Genomic DNA, 15,025 nt, shown 5'->3' with positions numbered 1-15,025 from the left:
ATCCGACGCGGTGTCCCGGGCCCCTGCCGGACCTCGGCCCCGCCCCTCACCGGGACGGGGCCGACGCCGAGCCGTCAGAGCACCTCGTCCGTGAGGTGGTCGGGGGTGCCGAAGCGGTGCGCGGTGACGGAGACGGCCTGCTCGTGGAGGAAGGGCAGCAGCTCCACCTCGCCCGCCGAGACCACGGGACCGGCGTAGACCGCCACGTCCGGGGAGTCACCGAGCGCCTCGTTCAGCGCGGCGCGGGCGGCGACGGCGCCGTCGCGGTCGCCCGTCCAGTCCGCGATGAGGCGGATGCGGGCGTCCCCGCCGCCCTCCGCGGTGGCCGGCACCTCGGCCATCCGCCGAGCGCGCTCGTGGAACGCGGCGGCGTCCTCCACGACGACGGCCACGGGCGTGACGCCGCCGTCGGCGTGGTCCTTGCGGACGGAGCGGGCGAGCTCCTCCACCTGGCCGCGGACGGCGGCGGCCGAGAGGTCGGCGGCGCTGCCGGGCTCGGTGGAGGGCACGTGGTTCAGGCTCACGGTCAGCGGCGCTCCGGCACGCAGGCCCGCCGACACCACGCGGAGGAGGTGCTCCGCCGGGCCGGACGCCCAGCGCACCAGCACGGGGGTGGGCACATGGCGCAGCACGTTGCGCTCGGCGGCGAGGGCGGAGATGTCCCGGTCGGCGCCGAACACGGTGGTCCAGGCCTTCTCGTCCAGCTTCCGCGCGGTCTGCAGCCACGAGGGGTCCACGCCGCCCGCGGTGCCCTCGGCGGTCTCCGTCGAGGAGGACTCGGGGCTCGTGAGCCACGTGGGCACGTCCTCCCAGTCCACCAGGCCGTGCAGGTAGTGCGGGCCGCCCGCCTTGGTGGTGGGCCCGACGACGGAGCGCTTCCAGCCGCCGAACGGCTGGCGGCGCACGATGGCGCCGGTGATGCCGCGGTTGACGTAGAGGTTGCCCGCCTGGATGTGCTTGAGCCAGTAGTCGATCTCCTCCGGGTCCAGCGAGTGCAGGCCGGAGGTGAGGCCGAAGTCCACCGCGTTGGCGAGCTCGACGGCCTCCTCGAGGGTGGCGGCCGTCATCACGGAGAGCACGGGGCCGAAGTACTCGGTGAGGTGCGCGTCCGCGCCGGGGCGCACGTTCGCGCGCACGCCGGGGCTGAAGAGCCGGCCCGTGTCGTCGAGGGAGCGCGGCTCGAGCGCCCAGGACTCCCCCTCGCCGAGCTCGGTGAGGCCGCGGCGCAGCTTCTCGCCGGGTTCCTCGATCACGGGGCCCATCTGCGCGCGGGGGTCGTCCGGGTGCGCCACGTGGATGGACGAGGCGGCGTCCAGCAGCTGGCGGCGGAAGCGCTCGGATGAGCCCACGGAGCCCACCAGGATCACGAGCGAGGCGGCGGAGCACTTCTGCCCGGCGTGGCCGAACGCGGAGGTGACCACGTCGCGGGTGGCGAGGTCCAGGTCCGCGGAGGGCGTGACGATCAGCGCGTTCTTGCCGGAGGTCTCGGCCAGCAGGTGCAGGTCCGGGCGCATGCCCTTGAACAGCGTGGCGGTCTCGTAGCCGCCGGTGAGGATGAGGCGCTCGACGGCGGGGTCCGTCACCAGCGCGGTGCCCACCTCCTCCTCGTCCTCGTCGGCCATCGTCACGAGCCGCACCAGGTCGGCCGGGTCAACGCCGGCGAGCGCGCCGTCGCCCTCGAACAGGCCGGAGTCCCGCAGGCCCTGCACGATGAGCTCCCACGCCACGGCGCCCGTGCGCTCGGACTGCGGGGCGGGCTTGAACACCACGGGCGAGCCGGCGCCGAGCGCCGCGAGGACGCCGCCCACGGGGATGGCCACGGGGAAGTTCCACGGCGGGATCACGAGCGTCAGGCGCACGGGCACGGCGCGCGCGCCCTCCACCTCGTCCAGGCCGCGGGACAGGCGTGCGTAGTAGTGGGCGAAGTCCACAGCCTCGGAGACCTCGGGGTCGCCCTGGTCCAGGGTCTTGCCGGTCTCGGACGCGGCCACCTCGAGCAGGCGGGCTCGGCCGGCGTGCAGGGCCCGCCCGACGGCGTCGAGGGCGTCCGCGCGCTGGTGGCCGGTCAGTGCGCCCCAGCGGGCGCCGGGCTCCTCGGTCGCGGCGATCGCGGCGCGGGCCTGCTCGGCGCTCGTGGCGGCGTGCTCCCGGGCCGTGTCCGTGCCCAGGGTGGAGCGCGGGATCGCCTCGAGGATCTGCCGGGCCCACGCGCGGTTGCCGGGCAGCGAGGGGTCGGTGTCCGGGGTGTTGGCGAAGCCGTCCACGGGGGCAGGGGTCTCCCCGTCCACGCCGCGCGAGCGGTCCTGGCCGCGGGCCGGGCGGGGCACGGCGGTGTCCAGCCGGCGCAGGGAGGCGAGGAAGCGCTCGCGCTCCCGGTCGAAGAGCGCCGGGTCCGCGTCCAGGTCGAAGACGGCGGACATGAAGTTCTCGTGGGAGGCCCCCTCTTCGAGACGGCGCACCAGGTAGGAGATCGCCACGTCGAACTCGGAGGGCTTCACCACGGGGGTGTAGAGCAGCAGCGAGCCGACGCTCCTCTTCACGGCGGCGGCCTGGCCGGTGGCCATGCCGAGCAGCATCTCGAACTCCACCGCGTCCTTCGGCAGCCCGCGGCGCTCCATGAGGCGGTGGGCGAGCGCGACGTCGAAGAGGTTGTGGCCTGCCACGCCGATGCGCACGTTCGCGAGGTGCTCGGGGGTGAACGCGAAGTTGAGCACGCGCTTGTAGTTGGTGTCCGCCTCCTGCTTGGAGGCGACGGTGGCCAGCGGCCAGCCCATGAGGGAGGCCTGCATCTGCTCCATGGGCAGGTTCGCGCCCTTGACCACGCGCACCTTGATCGGCGCCCCGCCGCTGGCGACGCGACGCGCGGACCACTCCTGCAGGCGGATCATGGCGCCCAGGGCGTCCGGCAGGTAGGCCTGCAGCACGATCCCCGCCTCGTAGTCGCGCAGCTGCGGCTTCTCCAGGAGGCCCATGAACACGTCGAGCGTCAGGTCGAGGTCGTGGTACTCCTCCATGTCCAGGTTGACGAAGGTGCGCTTCTCGCGCGCCAGCTCGTAGAGCGGCGTGAGGCGGGCGGTGATGTCCTCCACGGCCTCGTCGTACGCGTAGGGCGCGTGCGGGGCGGTGGCCGCGGAGACCTTCACGGACACGTAGTCCACGTCGTCGCGGCGGATGAGCTCGGCGATGCCCTCGAGCCGGCGGTCGGCCTCGCCCTTGCCGAGGATGGCCTCGCCGAGGAGGTTGATGTTCAGGCGCGTGTCCTCGTCGCGCAGCGTCTCGAGGGCCTTGCCCAGCTGCTTGTCACGGGCGTCCACGATCAGGTGGGAGACCATCTGGCGCAATACGCGGCGTGCCACCGGCACGGCGATGCGCGGCACCAGCGGGGCGGCGCGGCCGCCGACGTCGAAGACGGCGCGCAGGGCCGGCGGCAGGAAGCCCGGGCGCTGCTGGGCGAGCTCGCGCAGCGCGCGGGCCGCGATGGCGGGGTCCTCGGGGCGGATCACGTGGTCCACGAAGCGCACGATGAAGTCCAGGCCGCCCGGCTCCTTGAGCGCGGCGGCCAGCTGCTGGGCGGCGAAGTCGGCCTCGTGGCCGCGCGCGTCCTCGAGCCAGGCGCGCACCTGCTCGACCGCCTCGTCGGCGAGGCCCTGCAGGTCGGCGGGGTCGGGGATGCCGCCCGTCGCCTCGAGGAGTGCATCGGTCTCGTGCGGGGCGGCGGCGCGGCTCTCTTCCATGCCTCCACCCTGTCTGTCCGGGGGGCTCCGGCGCAAACGCGGGGACGCCGGGTGACCCGGGCCCCGGAGGCGGGCCCGAGGCGGCAGGCGCGGCCGCGGGCTCAGCGGTGGTCCGCGCCGGCCCGCCAGGCGTGGGGCAGGGGGGTGCGCGCGGAGGGCAGCGCGACGTCGGCACGCCAGCCGTGGAGCCACTCGGGAACCGTGGGCTCGGCGCTCAGGTCGTGGCCCGCCTCGGCGAGGGCGGCGCGGACGACGTCGTTGGTCACCGGCGTGCCGTCCTTCGCGCGCAGGCGCGTGCAGATGAAGGCGCGCACCGCCACGTCCCCGTCCACGACGACGCGCTGCTCGAACCACACGGCCCGCTCGTCCAGGCCGATGCACTTCGTCTCGATGCTGAAGGCCTGGCCCAGCGTCACGGAGCGGCGGAAGGCGACCTGCTCGGCCTGGACCACGGGCGTCCATCCCCGGCGCTGGAATGCGCTCATGACGCCGGCGCGGGCCATGAGGTCGAAGCGGCCGAGGTCGAAGAGGCCGAAGTACTGGCCGTTGTTGATGTGCCACGCGATGTCCACGTCCGTGGGCAGGGCGCGCAGGGGCAGCGAGGCCGCGTCCCACACGCCGAGGCGGGGGCGGCGGCGGGCCCGGGCGAGGACCCAGAGGGTGCGCAGGAGCAGGTGCATGGGCACACCCTATGCTCGGTGGGGACCGCCCCCCACCCCCAGGAGACGCCCCGGCATGGCCCAGCACCCCGACGCCCTCGATCGGCCGGAGCGCGTCTGGCTCGCCCTGCCGCCCCGCCACCCCTCGGCCGCGCTGCTGGAGGAGACCCGCGACGCGATCGCCGGGCTCGCGGAGACCCTCACCGAGGCGGCCGACGTCGCCGTCCTCGTGGACCCCGAGGACCGTGCGGCGGCCGCGCGCCTGCTCCCCGGCGCGGTCGAGCAGCTCCCGGTCCCCCTCGACACCCCCCTGGTCGGCCGCACCGGCCCCACGTTCCTGCCCGCCGGCGAGGCCGTGCACTGGCGCCTGGACCCGCGCTCCCGGCACCCCGACGTCGGCATGCACCGCGACGCCGCGGTGGGCGGCGCGATCGCCCGCGCCGCCGGGCTCCCCGTGCGCACCCCGCTGCTGGCCGCCTCCCGCGACTCGTGGGTGACGGACGGGGCGGGCACCGCCGTGGTCGACGCCGGCGCCGTGCTGGCCCCGGAGGTCAACCCGGGCTGGAGCGCCGCCCAGGCGGAGGCCGAGCTCGCGGGCCTGCTGGGCGTCACGCGCGTGGTCTGGACCGCCCTGCCCCGGCGTCCGGGGAGCGGGCCTTTCGGCGGACCGGGCCACCTCGGCGGCTGGATGCGCTTCGTCGAGCCGGGGCGGCTGGCGGTGCACTGGCGTGCCGACCGGTTCCACCCCGAGCACGCGGTCGGAGCGGCCGCGCTGCGCGGACTCGAGGGCACGCCGGACGCGGCAGGCCGTGCGCTGCGCGTGCGCACCGTGCCCGGGGGCGCGCTGCCCGAGGCCTACGACCCCGCCGAGCAGGGGGTGCGCTCGCTCGTGGACGCCGTCCCGATGGGCGGGCACGTGCTGCGGCCGGCGTTCGAGGACGCGCCGACGGAGGAGGCGGCCACGGCGCTCACGGCCGAGCTGCACCCGGGACGGCGTCAGCTGCGCTTCCCGGCGCCTCCCCTGCTGCGCCTGGCCGGCTCCCTCACCGACCTGGTGCTGGTGCAGCCCCGTCCGCAGGACCGGCCACGGGATCCGGGGCCGGACTCAGCGGCGGCCCCGCATCCTCCGGCCGCTCCCCCATGCCGCTGACCCCGGCGGGGGGCTGCCCCCGCTTGGCGCGCCGGGCCTCCGCGGGGCTCAGGCCCACGCTCACCCCGCGCGCCTCCTTGCGCGTGTGGCTGCCCTCCTCCGCGGAGGAGCCGCCGCGCAGCCGGGCCAGAAGGGTGGACTGCCTCCGCTCCATGCCCTTCAGGTCCGAGGCGATCAGCGAGTTGATCCACCGTGCGTTCGGATCGGCGTCGATCAGGATGGCCTTGGCCAGCAGGGTGCAGGGGAGCGCGAGGATCGCACCGAGCGGGCCGAGGACCCACGCCCAGAACAGCAGGGAGAGGAAGCTGACGGTGGGGATCACGCCGATCGCGTCCCCGGCCACCTTGGGCTGGATGATGGACTGCAGCACGAAGTTGAGCACCGAGTAGCTGATGACGACGCCGAGGAAGGCGGGCCAACCGCCCTCCGCGAGGCCCAGGATGGCCGGCGGGATCAGGCCGATGATGAAGCCGATGTTGGGCACGTAGTTGGTGAGGAAGCTCAGCACGCCCCACACGAGGGCCATCGGCACGCCGATCACCAGGAGCGCCACGACGTCCAGGACGGCCACGATCAGCCCGAACACGGTGGTCACCACCCAGTACCGGCGCACGCCGCCCGCGAAGTCCATGAGCGCCTGGCCGAACTCCCGGCGGGCCGAGCTCAGCAGCTGGACGCGGCGCTCCACGGCCATGGAGTCCATGGCCAGGAAGAACATCCCCATGACCACGGTGATCAGCAGGCCCACCACCGCGTAGACGTTGGACGCGATGGCGGTCAGCGCGGTGACGGCGGCGCCCGTGACCTGCTTGATGTCCACGGCCTGCAGCTGCGCGTTCACCATGTCCGGGGTGAGCCCCTGGGAGGACAGCCACGCCGAGACGTCCTGCATGATCGCCTGGAACCGCCCCGCGTACTCGGGCAGGGAGCTCACCAGCTCGAGCCCGGACCAGAAGATCAGCCCCACGAACACGGCCAGCACGGTGACCACGAGGAGCACCGTGGCCGTGGCCCCGAGGACGGGGTGCACGCCGCGCTCGATCAGCCAGCGCTGCAGGGGGTAGGCCACGATCACGAGGTTCAGCCCGAGGAAGACGGGCGCGATGATGGAGGAGATGCCCTGCAGGAACTGCACGAGCACCACGAGGCCCGCGAGCGTCAGCACGATCACGAGCATGCGCGGCCACATCCGGTGCGGCCGGCGGATGTCCCAGTCGGAGGCCGGCGTCGCCGGGGCGACCTGGGGGGCGGGGGCGGGTCCGGCCGGCGCGGCCTCGTCGGGGGTGCTCACGCGTGCAGTCTAAGGTCGGCGCGGACGCGATAGGCTCGCCCCAGTCCACATCGACAGGGGAGCGCCGCAGCGGCGCTGAGAGTGCGGTCCGCCGCAGACCCTCGAACCTGCTCCGGCTCGCACCGGCGAAGGAAGTCGAGACCCTTTCCCGGGGCGTCCGCATGCCGCGGGCCCGCCCCCGGCCCCTCCCGCCGCGCAGGAGGAGACCCGCATGACCCGCACCGCCACCGAGCACGCCCGCCGCCCGCGCACCGCCGCGCTGGCAGCCCTCTCCGGCGCCGCCCTCGCCCTCACGGGCTGCTCGCTCTCCGGCCAGGGGGGCTCCGGCTCCTCCTCCGCGGCGGGCTCCGCGGACGCCGCGGCCGCGGCCACCACGTCCGGCTCCGCCGCCTCCGGCTCCGACTCCGCGGGCGGTGGCAAGACCGTCACGATCATGACCCATGACTCCTTCGCGCTGCCCGAGGAGCTCATCGCCCGGTTCGAGCAGGAGTCGGGCCACCAGCTCTCCACCACCGCCCCGGGCGACGCCGGCTCCGTGGTCAACCAGCTGCTGCTCGCCAAGGACCACCCCACGGTGGACGGCGTGTACGGCATCGAGGACCACTCCACGCACCGGCTCATCGACGAGGGCGTGGTGGCCGAGTACACCCCCGCGAACCTGCCCGAGTCCGCGAAGGACCGCGTGGTCGAGGGCCGGATGATCCCCGTGGACCAGGGGCAGGTGTGCCTCAACGTGGACACCCCGTGGTTCGAGGCGGAGGGGGTGGAGGTCCCCGACTCCCTTGAGGACGTCACCGACCCCCAGTACGCGACGCTGACGGTGCTCACCAGCCCCGTGACCTCCTCCCCCGGCCTCGCCCTCCTGGCCGCCACCAAGGAGGAGTTCGGCGACGATTGGAGGGGCTGGTGGGAGAAGGCCCTCGACGGCGGCGCCAAGGTGGACGCCTCGTGGTCGGACGCGTACTACACCGACTTCTCCGGCGGCGAGGGCAAGGGCGAGTACCCGATCGTGCTCTCCTACTCCTCCTCCCCCGCGTTCGCCCCGGCCACGGACGTCCTGGAGGCCTCCTGCACCCCGCAGACGGAGTACGCCGGCGTCGTCGAGGGCGCGAAGAACCCCGAGGGCGCGCAGGCGTTCATCGACTTCCTCCTCTCCGAGGACGTGCAGAAGGCGCTGCCGGAGTCCATGTACATGTACCCGATCGACGAGTCCGTGGAGCTGCCCGCCGAGTGGGCCGAGAACGCCCCCCTCGCCGAGGACCCCATTTCCCCGGATCCGAAGGCCGTGGACGCCGAGCGCGAGGAGCTGCTCAAGGAGTGGACCGCGCTGCACGAGGAGCACGCCGGGAAGTGACCTCTCAGGTCCCCGGCCCGCCCGCGCTCGCCGAGCCCGTCCTCGCGCCCCCGGGTCGCCCCGCGGGCGGACGGCGACGGCGCCGCACGCGGGCCGGCGGGGACGGGATCGGCGCGTGGTGGCTGCTCGCCGCCGTCGTGCCGCTCGCGTTCCTGGCGGTGTTCTTCGCGTGGCCCGTGGCGGCCATGCTGTGGCGCGGCGTGTCCGCGGACGGCGCACTGGACCTCACCGCGTTCGGCGAGGTCCTCGCCCGCGAGCGCACATGGCGGATCCTCGGGCAGACCCTGGGGATGGCGGCGGCCGGCACGGTGGCCGCCCTCCTGCTCGGGCTGCCGGCCGCACTCGTGCTGCACCGCCGGGCGTTCCCGGGCCGCGCGCTGCTGCGCGCGGTGGTGACGGTCCCGTTCGTGCTGCCCACCGTCGTCGTGGGCGTGGCGTTCCGCGCCGTGCTGGCCCCCGGCGGGCCGCTGGGGTGGACGGGCCTGGACCAGTCCACCGCCGCCGTCGTGCTGGCCCTCGTGTTCTTCAACGTCTCCGTGGTGGTGCGCCAGGTGGGCGCGCTGTGGGGGTCGCTGGACCCGCGGCAGGAGGAGGCCGCGCGCACCCTCGGGGCCTCGCCCTGGCGCGCGTTCCGCACCGTGACCCTCCCGCAGCTGGCGCCCGCCGTGGCCAGCTCGGCCGCGCTCGTGTTCCTCTTCTGCTCCTCGGCGTTCGGGATCGTCCAGACCCTGGGCCGGCCGGGCTACGGCACCCTCGAGTCCGAGATCTGGGTGCAGACCTCGGTGTACCTGGACCTGCGGGTGGCCGCGGTGTTCTCCACGCTGCAGTTCCTGGTGGTCATGGCCGCCGTCGGGATCTCCGGGGCCACCGCGGCGCGGAGCGTGCGCGCCCTGCGCCTGCGGGACGCCCCGCTGCGCCGCCTCACCCGCGCGGACGCGCTGCCCGTGGCCGCCACGCTGGCCACCGCGGCGCTCGTGCTGCTGCCGCTGGGCACCCTCGTGCTCCGCTCCTTCCACTCGAGCCAGGGGTGGGGGCTGCGCAACTACACCCTGCTGGCCACGAGCTCGGGGGCCGGCTTCGCCGGCGGCACCACGCCCCTGGAGGCGCTGGACCACTCGTGGCGCACCGCCGTGGACGCCACGCTCCTCACCCTGCTCGCCGGCGTGCCGCTCGCGCTCCTGCTCACGCGGCCCGTGCGCTCGGCGCTCGCCCGGCGGGCCCAGCGCTGGCTCGACGGCGCCGTCCTGCTGCCCCTCGGCGTCTCCGCCGTGACGGTGGGCTTCGGGTTCGTCGTCTCCCTGCGGGCGCAGGCCCCGGACCTGGCCGCCTCGGGACTGCTCGTGCCGCTCGCGCAGGCGGTGGTGGCGCTGCCCCTCGTGGTGCGCTCGCTCGTGCCCGTGCTGGCCTCCGTCGACCCGCGGCTGCGGGAGGCCGCCCGCACACTCGGGGCGGGGCCGCTGCGCGTGCTGGCCACGGTGGACGGGCCGTTCCTGGCGCGTGGGCTGGGGCTGGCGGCGGGGTTCGCGTTCGCGGTGTCCCTCGGTGAGTTCGGGGCCACGAGCTTCCTCGCCAGCCCGGACCGACCCACGCTGCCCGTGCTGATCGTGCGGCTGCTCGGCCGGCCGGGCGCGGACAACTACGGGATGGCGCTCGCCGCGGCCACGGTACTGGCCGTGCTGAGCGCCGCGATCATGCTGGTGTGCGAGAGGCTGCGTCCCCGGGGCGCGGCGGGAGCGGGAGGCGCGTGGTGAGCACGGCGGAGGGGCGCACGCCCCACCCAGGGAAAGCCAGCGGTGCGGCGGTCTGCCACGACGGCGGCGGCACGCCAGGCGCGCCCGCCGGGGCGGGGGTGCGCGTGAGCGGCCTGAGCGTGGCCTACCCCGACGGTGCGGTGCCGGTGCGCGGCGTGGACCTCACGCTCGCGCCCGGCGAGATCGTGGCCCTCGTGGGCGCCTCCGGCTCGGGCAAGTCCACGGTGCTGCGCGGCATCGCGGGCCTGGAGGACGTGGTGGCCGGGTCCGTGGAGATCGGGGGGCAGGACGTGACCTCCGTGCCCACCCACCGGCGCGGCGTGGGCATGGTGTTCCAGGACGGACAGCTCTTCCCCCACCGCACCGTGGCCCGCAACGTGGGCTACGGGCTCGGGGCAGCCGGGTGGGACCGGGCGCACCGGCGCGCCCGGGTGGCGGAGCTGCTGGCACTCGTCGGGCTCGCGGAACTGGCGGACCGGCCGGTGCAGAGCCTCTCCGGCGGCCAGGCGCAGCGCGTGGCCCTGGCCCGCTCGCTGGCCCCCTCCCCCCGCGTCCTCCTGCTGGACGAGCCGCTCTCCGCCCTGGACGCGGACCTGCGCGAACGCCTCGCCGTGCAGATCCGCGAGGTGCTGCGGGCGGCCGGGGTGACCGCCGTCGTGGTGACCCACGACCTCTCGGAGGCCGCCGTCATGGCCGACCGCACCGTGCGCCTGGGGGTGTCCGGGACCCACGACGACGGGCGCCCCGGCACGGGTCCGGGGTAGCCTCGGGCGCATGACCCCGCCCCCTGCCGCCGCCTCCGCCCGGGGTCGGCTGACCGCCGAGGACGTGGTGGACGCCGCCGTCGGCATCCTGCAGGACTTCGGCATGGGCGACCTCTCCATGCGCCGTGTGGCCGCCGTGCTCGGCGTGCAGGCCTCCGCCCTGTACTGGCACGTGCCGGACAAGCAGACCCTGCTCGCCCGGGTCGCGGACCGGATCGTCGCCGAGATCGGTGACACGGTGCGCGCCCGGCGGATCGGCGACGTCGCCGGGCGGGCCGCCGTGGCGGAGCAGGTGCTGCTGCGCCACCGGGACGGCACGGACGTGGTGCTCTCGGCGCTCGCGCTCGGCCTCGGCGGCGGGGCGCTGCACACGCTCCTGACCGAGGCGGCCGACTCCCCGGAGGAGGGCGAGCGGGCCCTCGCGCTGCTGCTCGGCACGGTCTCGCTGCGCCAGCAGCGCTCCCAGGCGCAGGCCCTCGGCGTGGTCACGGGACCGGACTTCCAGGGGCTTCGCCGCAACGTCCTCTGAGGCCCGGAGGGGTGCCGTGCAGGGAAGGTCGACCCCCGGCATTCGGCGGGCTCTGCGACGTCGATCAGGGGGCTCCGGATCTCCACGGGGCGCGGAATCCTTCCGCCATGACGGAACGCAACGTTCCGCAGACCTCCCCAGCACCGGATCTGCTCCCTACAGTGGAGGGTGACAGATGACGAGCTACGCCCTCGGCGTCGGCTCACAGTTCCACCCGACGCGCTCGCCGAGTCCGGCACGAATTCTCGGTGAGACCCCTTCGACCCGCCGGATTGCCACTCATGGGAGCCAGGAAGAACCACCCGCGCGAGGCCATGCACCGCCCCGTGCACATCGACGCAGACGCCGCGATCCCCGCGGCGCTGCTCGACGTGTCCTGGGCGTTCCACGGCCCCGCGGCCCACCGCGCCGGCGCGCCGGTCCGGGACGGGGCCTTCCTGCGGGTGGGCCCGGTCGGCTCGGGCAGTTCGACCGCGAGGAGGTCGGACCACGCCGGACCGGTCAAGCCGAACACCTCCGCGCATGCCCGCTCCTCCGCGCCGCGGGGCCGACTGCGTCCCCTCCACCTCGTCCCGGCCAGCCGCCCCCGCCCCCCGCGGCCGGCGCCGCCCCGCGTCCGCGTCCGTCAGGACGGGGTGCGCGTCGTGGCCCATCCGCTGGCCATGCTCCCCGGCGTCACCCACGGGCCCTCCCTGCGCCTGGACCTGCATCCCGTGCCGGACGGGATCGTGTACGTCATCCGCACCCTGGAGCTGCGCGAGCTCGGCGACGACGACAAGGGGCCCGTGCAGACCGGACTGATCACCGCGCCACGGCTCAACCGCTTCTGGGACACCGTGCTGCACGACCTCCCCGCGGGCCGCCCGGTGATCGTGCGCCTCCGCTCGGATCGGGAGGCCGACCTCCTGACGCTGCTGCGCATGCTCGCCCCCACGGACGTGCCGGTCGTCTCCTACCGCCTGGACGAGTCCCCCGTGGGCTCGCAGCGCTCCAGCTACCTGCTGCCGGACGTGGACGCGGACCGCGTGATGCAGCTCGGGGCGGAGCGGATCGCCCTCGAGGACCTGCGCGCCCAGGAGGCCGAGGATTCCGCGGGGCGCCGCTCGGGGCAGGTGTTCCTCTCCCGGCGCCGCGCGGACCGCTTCATCCGGCGCACCCTGCCGCGCCTGCACCACAGCCTCGCGTTCACGGATCCCGCCGACCTCACGGACGTGTACGTGGACGGGTCCCTGCTGCGCGGCACCCGCACGGGAGGGGCGGCCGCCGTCGCCCGCGACCGGATGTGGGCCGCCCATCCGCTGCAGGGGGCCACCCTGCCGCTCGAGGTGGAGCTCGAGGGCCTCGTGCTGGGACACCTGATGGCGGCCTGGGGCGCCCCTCCGGGGGGCGAGGTGACCATCCACTCGGACTCCCGGGCGGCCCTGGCGCTGCTGCGCGAGGCCCACCGCGAGCGCCTGACCCTGGGCGGCGCGCGCGGCGAGCGCATCCGCCGCTCCCTGCGCCGGCTCCTGGCGGCCGTGGACCTCAGCCAGGCCGCCGGCGTCCACGTGAACACCACGTGGGTGAAGGGCCACGCCGGCCTCGAGGGCAACGAGTTCGCCGACGCCCTGGCCCGCTCGGCCGCGCGCAACACGGCCGCCGGCGTCTCCGAGGGGGACCTGCACCGCCGCCTGGAGCACATCGTGCGGCTGCGCTACGCGATGTACGCGGAGACCTGGAACAGCGACTGCGCCTGAGCGCGGCGGGCCGTGCCCGCTCAGCGCAGCACGTAGCCTGGGCGCATGGATCAGATCACCGAGGCCATCGCCGCCTTCAACAACGTCTACTGGTATGTCGTGATGGCGCTGCTGGCCGTGGCAGGCGTGTGGTTCACCATCCGGACGGTCGGCGTGCAGGTGCGCATGCTCCCGGAGATGCTGCGCTCGGTCACGGCGGGATCCTCCACGGGGCCCGGCGACGACGGCGTCTCCCCGTTCCGGGCCTTCACCATCTCCGCGGCCTCCCGCGTGGGCACCGGCAACGTGGCGGGCGTGGCCATCGCGATCGTGCTCGGCGGCCCCGGCGCCGTGTTCTGGATGTGGCTGCTGGCGCTCCTCGGCGGCGCCACCGCGTTCGTCGAGTCCACGCTGGCCCAGCTCTACAAGCAGAAGGGCTCGGAGGGGTTCTTCGGCGGGCCCGCCTACTACATCCGTGACGGCCTGCGCTCGAAGTGGCTCGCCATGGTGTTCGCCGTGGCGATCACGTTCACCTACGGGTTCGTGTTCAACGCCGTGCAGTCCAACTCGATCTCCGAGTCCGTGCAGGCCAACTGGGGCCAGTCCACCACCACGGCGTGGATCGTGGGCGTGGGCCTGGCCGTCCTCACCGGCCTCGTGATCTTCGGCGGCGTGCGCCGCCTCTCCACGGTCACCAACGTGGTGGTCCCCGTCATGGCCGTCTTCTACATCATCCTGGCGATCATCGTGATCATCGTGAACATCACGGAGGTCCCGGCGATGTTCCTGCACATCGTGCGCCACGCGTTCGGCATGGAGCAGGTGGCGGGCGCCGCCGTCGGCATGGCGATGATCCTGCACGGCGTGCGCCGCGGCATGTTCTCGAACGAGGCGGGCATGGGCTCGGCCCCGAACGCCGCCGCCACCGCGGCGGTCTCCCACCCGGCGAAGCAGGGCTTCGTGCAGTCCCTCGGCGTCTACTTCGACACCCTGATCGTCTGCACGGCCACCGCGTTCATCATCCTGCTCTCCAACCCGACGTACGGGGACAAGGACGCGCTCGGCATGGTGGTCACCCAGGGGGCGCTCCAGCAGGCCGTGGGCCAGTGGGCGGGCCCCGCGCTGACCGTCATCATCTTCTTCCTGGCCTGGTCCTCCGTGCTGGGCAACACCTACTACGGCGAGGCGAACATCCGCTTCCTGGCCGGCCGCCATGCGGGCGGCGCCATCACCGTGTTCCGCTTCCTCGTGCTGCTGTGCGTGATCGGCGGCGCGCTCGCCAAGGTGGCCCTCGTGTGGGACCTCGCGGACACCTTCGCGGCGATCATGGCCACCATCAACCTCATCGCGATCCTGCCCCTGGGACACCTGGCCGTGAAGCTCCTCAAGGACTACGAGCGCAAGCTCAAGGCCGGGCAGGACCCGCACTTCCACATCTCGGACCTCCCCGAGGCCCGCGGCGTGGCACTGTGGGGCGCCGAGGACGGCACGGACGTCGCCGGCCGCGATCAGCTGCGCGGCGCCGGCGGGGACCCGCTCTCCGCGGGCAGCCACCGCGCCTGAACCGGCACGCCCGCGAGCACTGGACGCGTCCGGGGGGCGTCGGCCTAGGTTGGGCTCAACAGATCGGCCACGCTCCCGTGGCCGGCACGACGTCCCAGGAGGACATCACCATGGGCATCCTCTCCAGCCTCACCGGTTCGCTCGGCGGCACGCAGCAGCGTGGCCGCGGCCGCTCCACCCGTTCGTCCTTCGGCCGCCCCGGCCTGGGCCAGTCCGGTGTCGGCCGCACCAACGGCCGGTCGGGTGCGTCCCACGGCATGCTCGCGGCGCTGGGCGGCCTGGCCCTGAGCCAGCTGGCGCGCCGCGCCGGCGGCGCGGCCGGTCGCCGCGGCTACGCCCCCACGACGCGTCGGGGCACCCCGCGCGGCGGCGGCCTGCTGGGCTCGCTGCTCGGCGGCACCACCGGTCGACGCACCACGCGCCGTGGCCCGCTGGGCTTCTGAGCGGTTCCTCCCCCCGCACGCAGGAAGGGGCGGTCACCTCGTCCGAGGTGACCGCCCCTTCCTGCGTGCGGG

At 74.8% G+C, this 15,025-nt stretch carries 11 protein-coding genes and 1 riboswitch; of the genes, 8 read left to right on the top strand and 3 right to left on the bottom strand.

Annotation, left to right across the window (positions count from 1 at the left end; all coding sequences use genetic code 11):
• Positions 1–74: 74 nt before the first annotated feature.
• Both NJC10_RS03005 and NJC10_RS03000 read right to left on the bottom strand, forming a co-directional pair.
• Positions 75–3,734, bottom strand: a complete 3,660-nt coding sequence (locus NJC10_RS03005; RefSeq protein WP_319074496.1) for a bifunctional proline dehydrogenase/L-glutamate gamma-semialdehyde dehydrogenase — start codon at positions 3,732–3,734, stop codon at positions 75–77.
• 101 nt (positions 3,735–3,835) lie between these two features.
• Positions 3,836–4,414, bottom strand: coding sequence for an acyl-CoA thioesterase (locus NJC10_RS03000; protein ID WP_248116221.1), 579 nt, complete (start codon positions 4,412–4,414; stop codon positions 3,836–3,838).
• Between the two features lie 55 nt (positions 4,415–4,469).
• On the opposite strand from NJC10_RS03000, the gene NJC10_RS02995 reads away from it, so the two are divergent.
• Complete coding sequence (locus NJC10_RS02995) at positions 4,470–5,543, top strand: agmatine deiminase family protein (RefSeq protein WP_319074494.1); 1,074 nt, start codon at positions 4,470–4,472, stop codon at positions 5,541–5,543.
• Here the strand turns inward: NJC10_RS02995 and NJC10_RS02990 are convergent.
• Positions 5,437–6,834 carry an AI-2E family transporter gene (locus NJC10_RS02990; RefSeq protein ID WP_319074493.1) on the bottom strand — a complete coding sequence of 466 codons (1,398 nt, stop codon included), beginning with the start codon at positions 6,832–6,834 and terminating at the stop codon, positions 5,437–5,439. The genes NJC10_RS02995 and NJC10_RS02990 overlap by 107 nt on opposite strands.
• 45 nt (positions 6,835–6,879) lie before the next feature.
• Positions 6,880–6,985, top strand: a riboswitch (TPP riboswitch).
• Positions 6,986–7,045: 60 nt separating this feature from the next.
• On the opposite strand from NJC10_RS02990, the gene NJC10_RS02985 reads away from it, so the two are divergent.
• The 7 genes from NJC10_RS02985 to NJC10_RS02955 all read left to right on the top strand — a co-directional run bounded on the left by NJC10_RS02985 (position 7,046) and on the right by NJC10_RS02955 (position 14,953).
• Positions 7,046–8,188 (top strand): thiamine ABC transporter substrate binding subunit, encoded by a 1,143-nt coding sequence (locus NJC10_RS02985; RefSeq protein WP_319074491.1) that lies wholly within the window; start codon positions 7,046–7,048, stop codon positions 8,186–8,188.
• Positions 8,185–9,939, top strand: a complete 1,755-nt coding sequence (locus NJC10_RS02980) for an ABC transporter permease (RefSeq protein WP_413466373.1) — start codon at positions 8,185–8,187, stop codon at positions 9,937–9,939. Before NJC10_RS02985 ends, NJC10_RS02980 begins: the two co-directional genes overlap by 4 nt.
• Before the next feature lie 104 nt (positions 9,940–10,043).
• Positions 10,044–10,703, top strand: coding sequence for an ABC transporter ATP-binding protein (locus tag NJC10_RS02975; protein ID WP_319074490.1), 660 nt, complete (start codon positions 10,044–10,046; stop codon positions 10,701–10,703).
• A gap of 10 nt (positions 10,704–10,713) precedes the next feature.
• Positions 10,714–11,232 carry a TetR family transcriptional regulator gene (locus NJC10_RS02970; RefSeq protein ID WP_319074488.1) on the top strand — a complete coding sequence of 173 codons (519 nt, stop codon included), beginning with the start codon at positions 10,714–10,716 and terminating at the stop codon, positions 11,230–11,232.
• A 281-nt stretch (positions 11,233–11,513) separates the two neighbouring features.
• Positions 11,514–12,968: a ribonuclease H family protein gene (locus NJC10_RS02965; protein WP_319074487.1), complete on the top strand. Its 1,455-nt coding sequence runs from the start codon at positions 11,514–11,516 to the stop codon at positions 12,966–12,968.
• A gap of 45 nt (positions 12,969–13,013) precedes the next feature.
• Entirely contained in the window at positions 13,014–14,510 is a 1,497-nt protein-coding gene (locus NJC10_RS02960) for an alanine/glycine:cation symporter family protein (protein ID WP_319074485.1), read from the top strand.
• A gap of 77 nt (positions 14,511–14,587) precedes the next feature.
• Positions 14,588–14,953 (top strand): hypothetical protein, encoded by a 366-nt coding sequence (locus NJC10_RS02955; protein ID WP_319074484.1) that lies wholly within the window; start codon positions 14,588–14,590, stop codon positions 14,951–14,953.
• Positions 14,954–15,025 lie beyond the last annotated feature (72 nt).

This window comes from Micrococcus sp. M4NT (genome assembly GCF_033790745.1).
GTDB lineage: Bacteria > Actinomycetota > Actinomycetes > Actinomycetales > Micrococcaceae > Micrococcus.
The sequence above is the reverse complement of the archived record's forward strand: the minus strand, read 5'-3'. Positions and strand labels throughout refer to the sequence as shown.

What these genes read in the sequence shown, in the direction of transcription:
- NJC10_RS02970 (WP_319074488.1), top strand. Translation starts at nt 10,714, where the DNA reads ATGACCCCGCCCCCTGCCGCCGCCTCCGCCCGGGGTCGGCTGACCGCC.
- NJC10_RS03005 (WP_319074496.1), bottom strand. Translation starts at nt 3,734, where the DNA reads ATGGAAGAGAGCCGCGCCGCCGCCCCGCACGAGACCGATGCACTCCTC.
- NJC10_RS02985 (WP_319074491.1), top strand. Translation starts at nt 7,046, where the DNA reads ATGACCCGCACCGCCACCGAGCACGCCCGCCGCCCGCGCACCGCCGCG.
- NJC10_RS03000 (WP_248116221.1), bottom strand. Translation starts at nt 4,414, where the DNA reads ATGCACCTGCTCCTGCGCACCCTCTGGGTCCTCGCCCGGGCCCGCCGC.
- NJC10_RS02965 (WP_319074487.1), top strand. Translation starts at nt 11,514, where the DNA reads ATGGGAGCCAGGAAGAACCACCCGCGCGAGGCCATGCACCGCCCCGTG.
- NJC10_RS02960 (WP_319074485.1), top strand. Translation starts at nt 13,014, where the DNA reads ATGGATCAGATCACCGAGGCCATCGCCGCCTTCAACAACGTCTACTGG.
- NJC10_RS02995 (WP_319074494.1), top strand. Translation starts at nt 4,470, where the DNA reads ATGGCCCAGCACCCCGACGCCCTCGATCGGCCGGAGCGCGTCTGGCTC.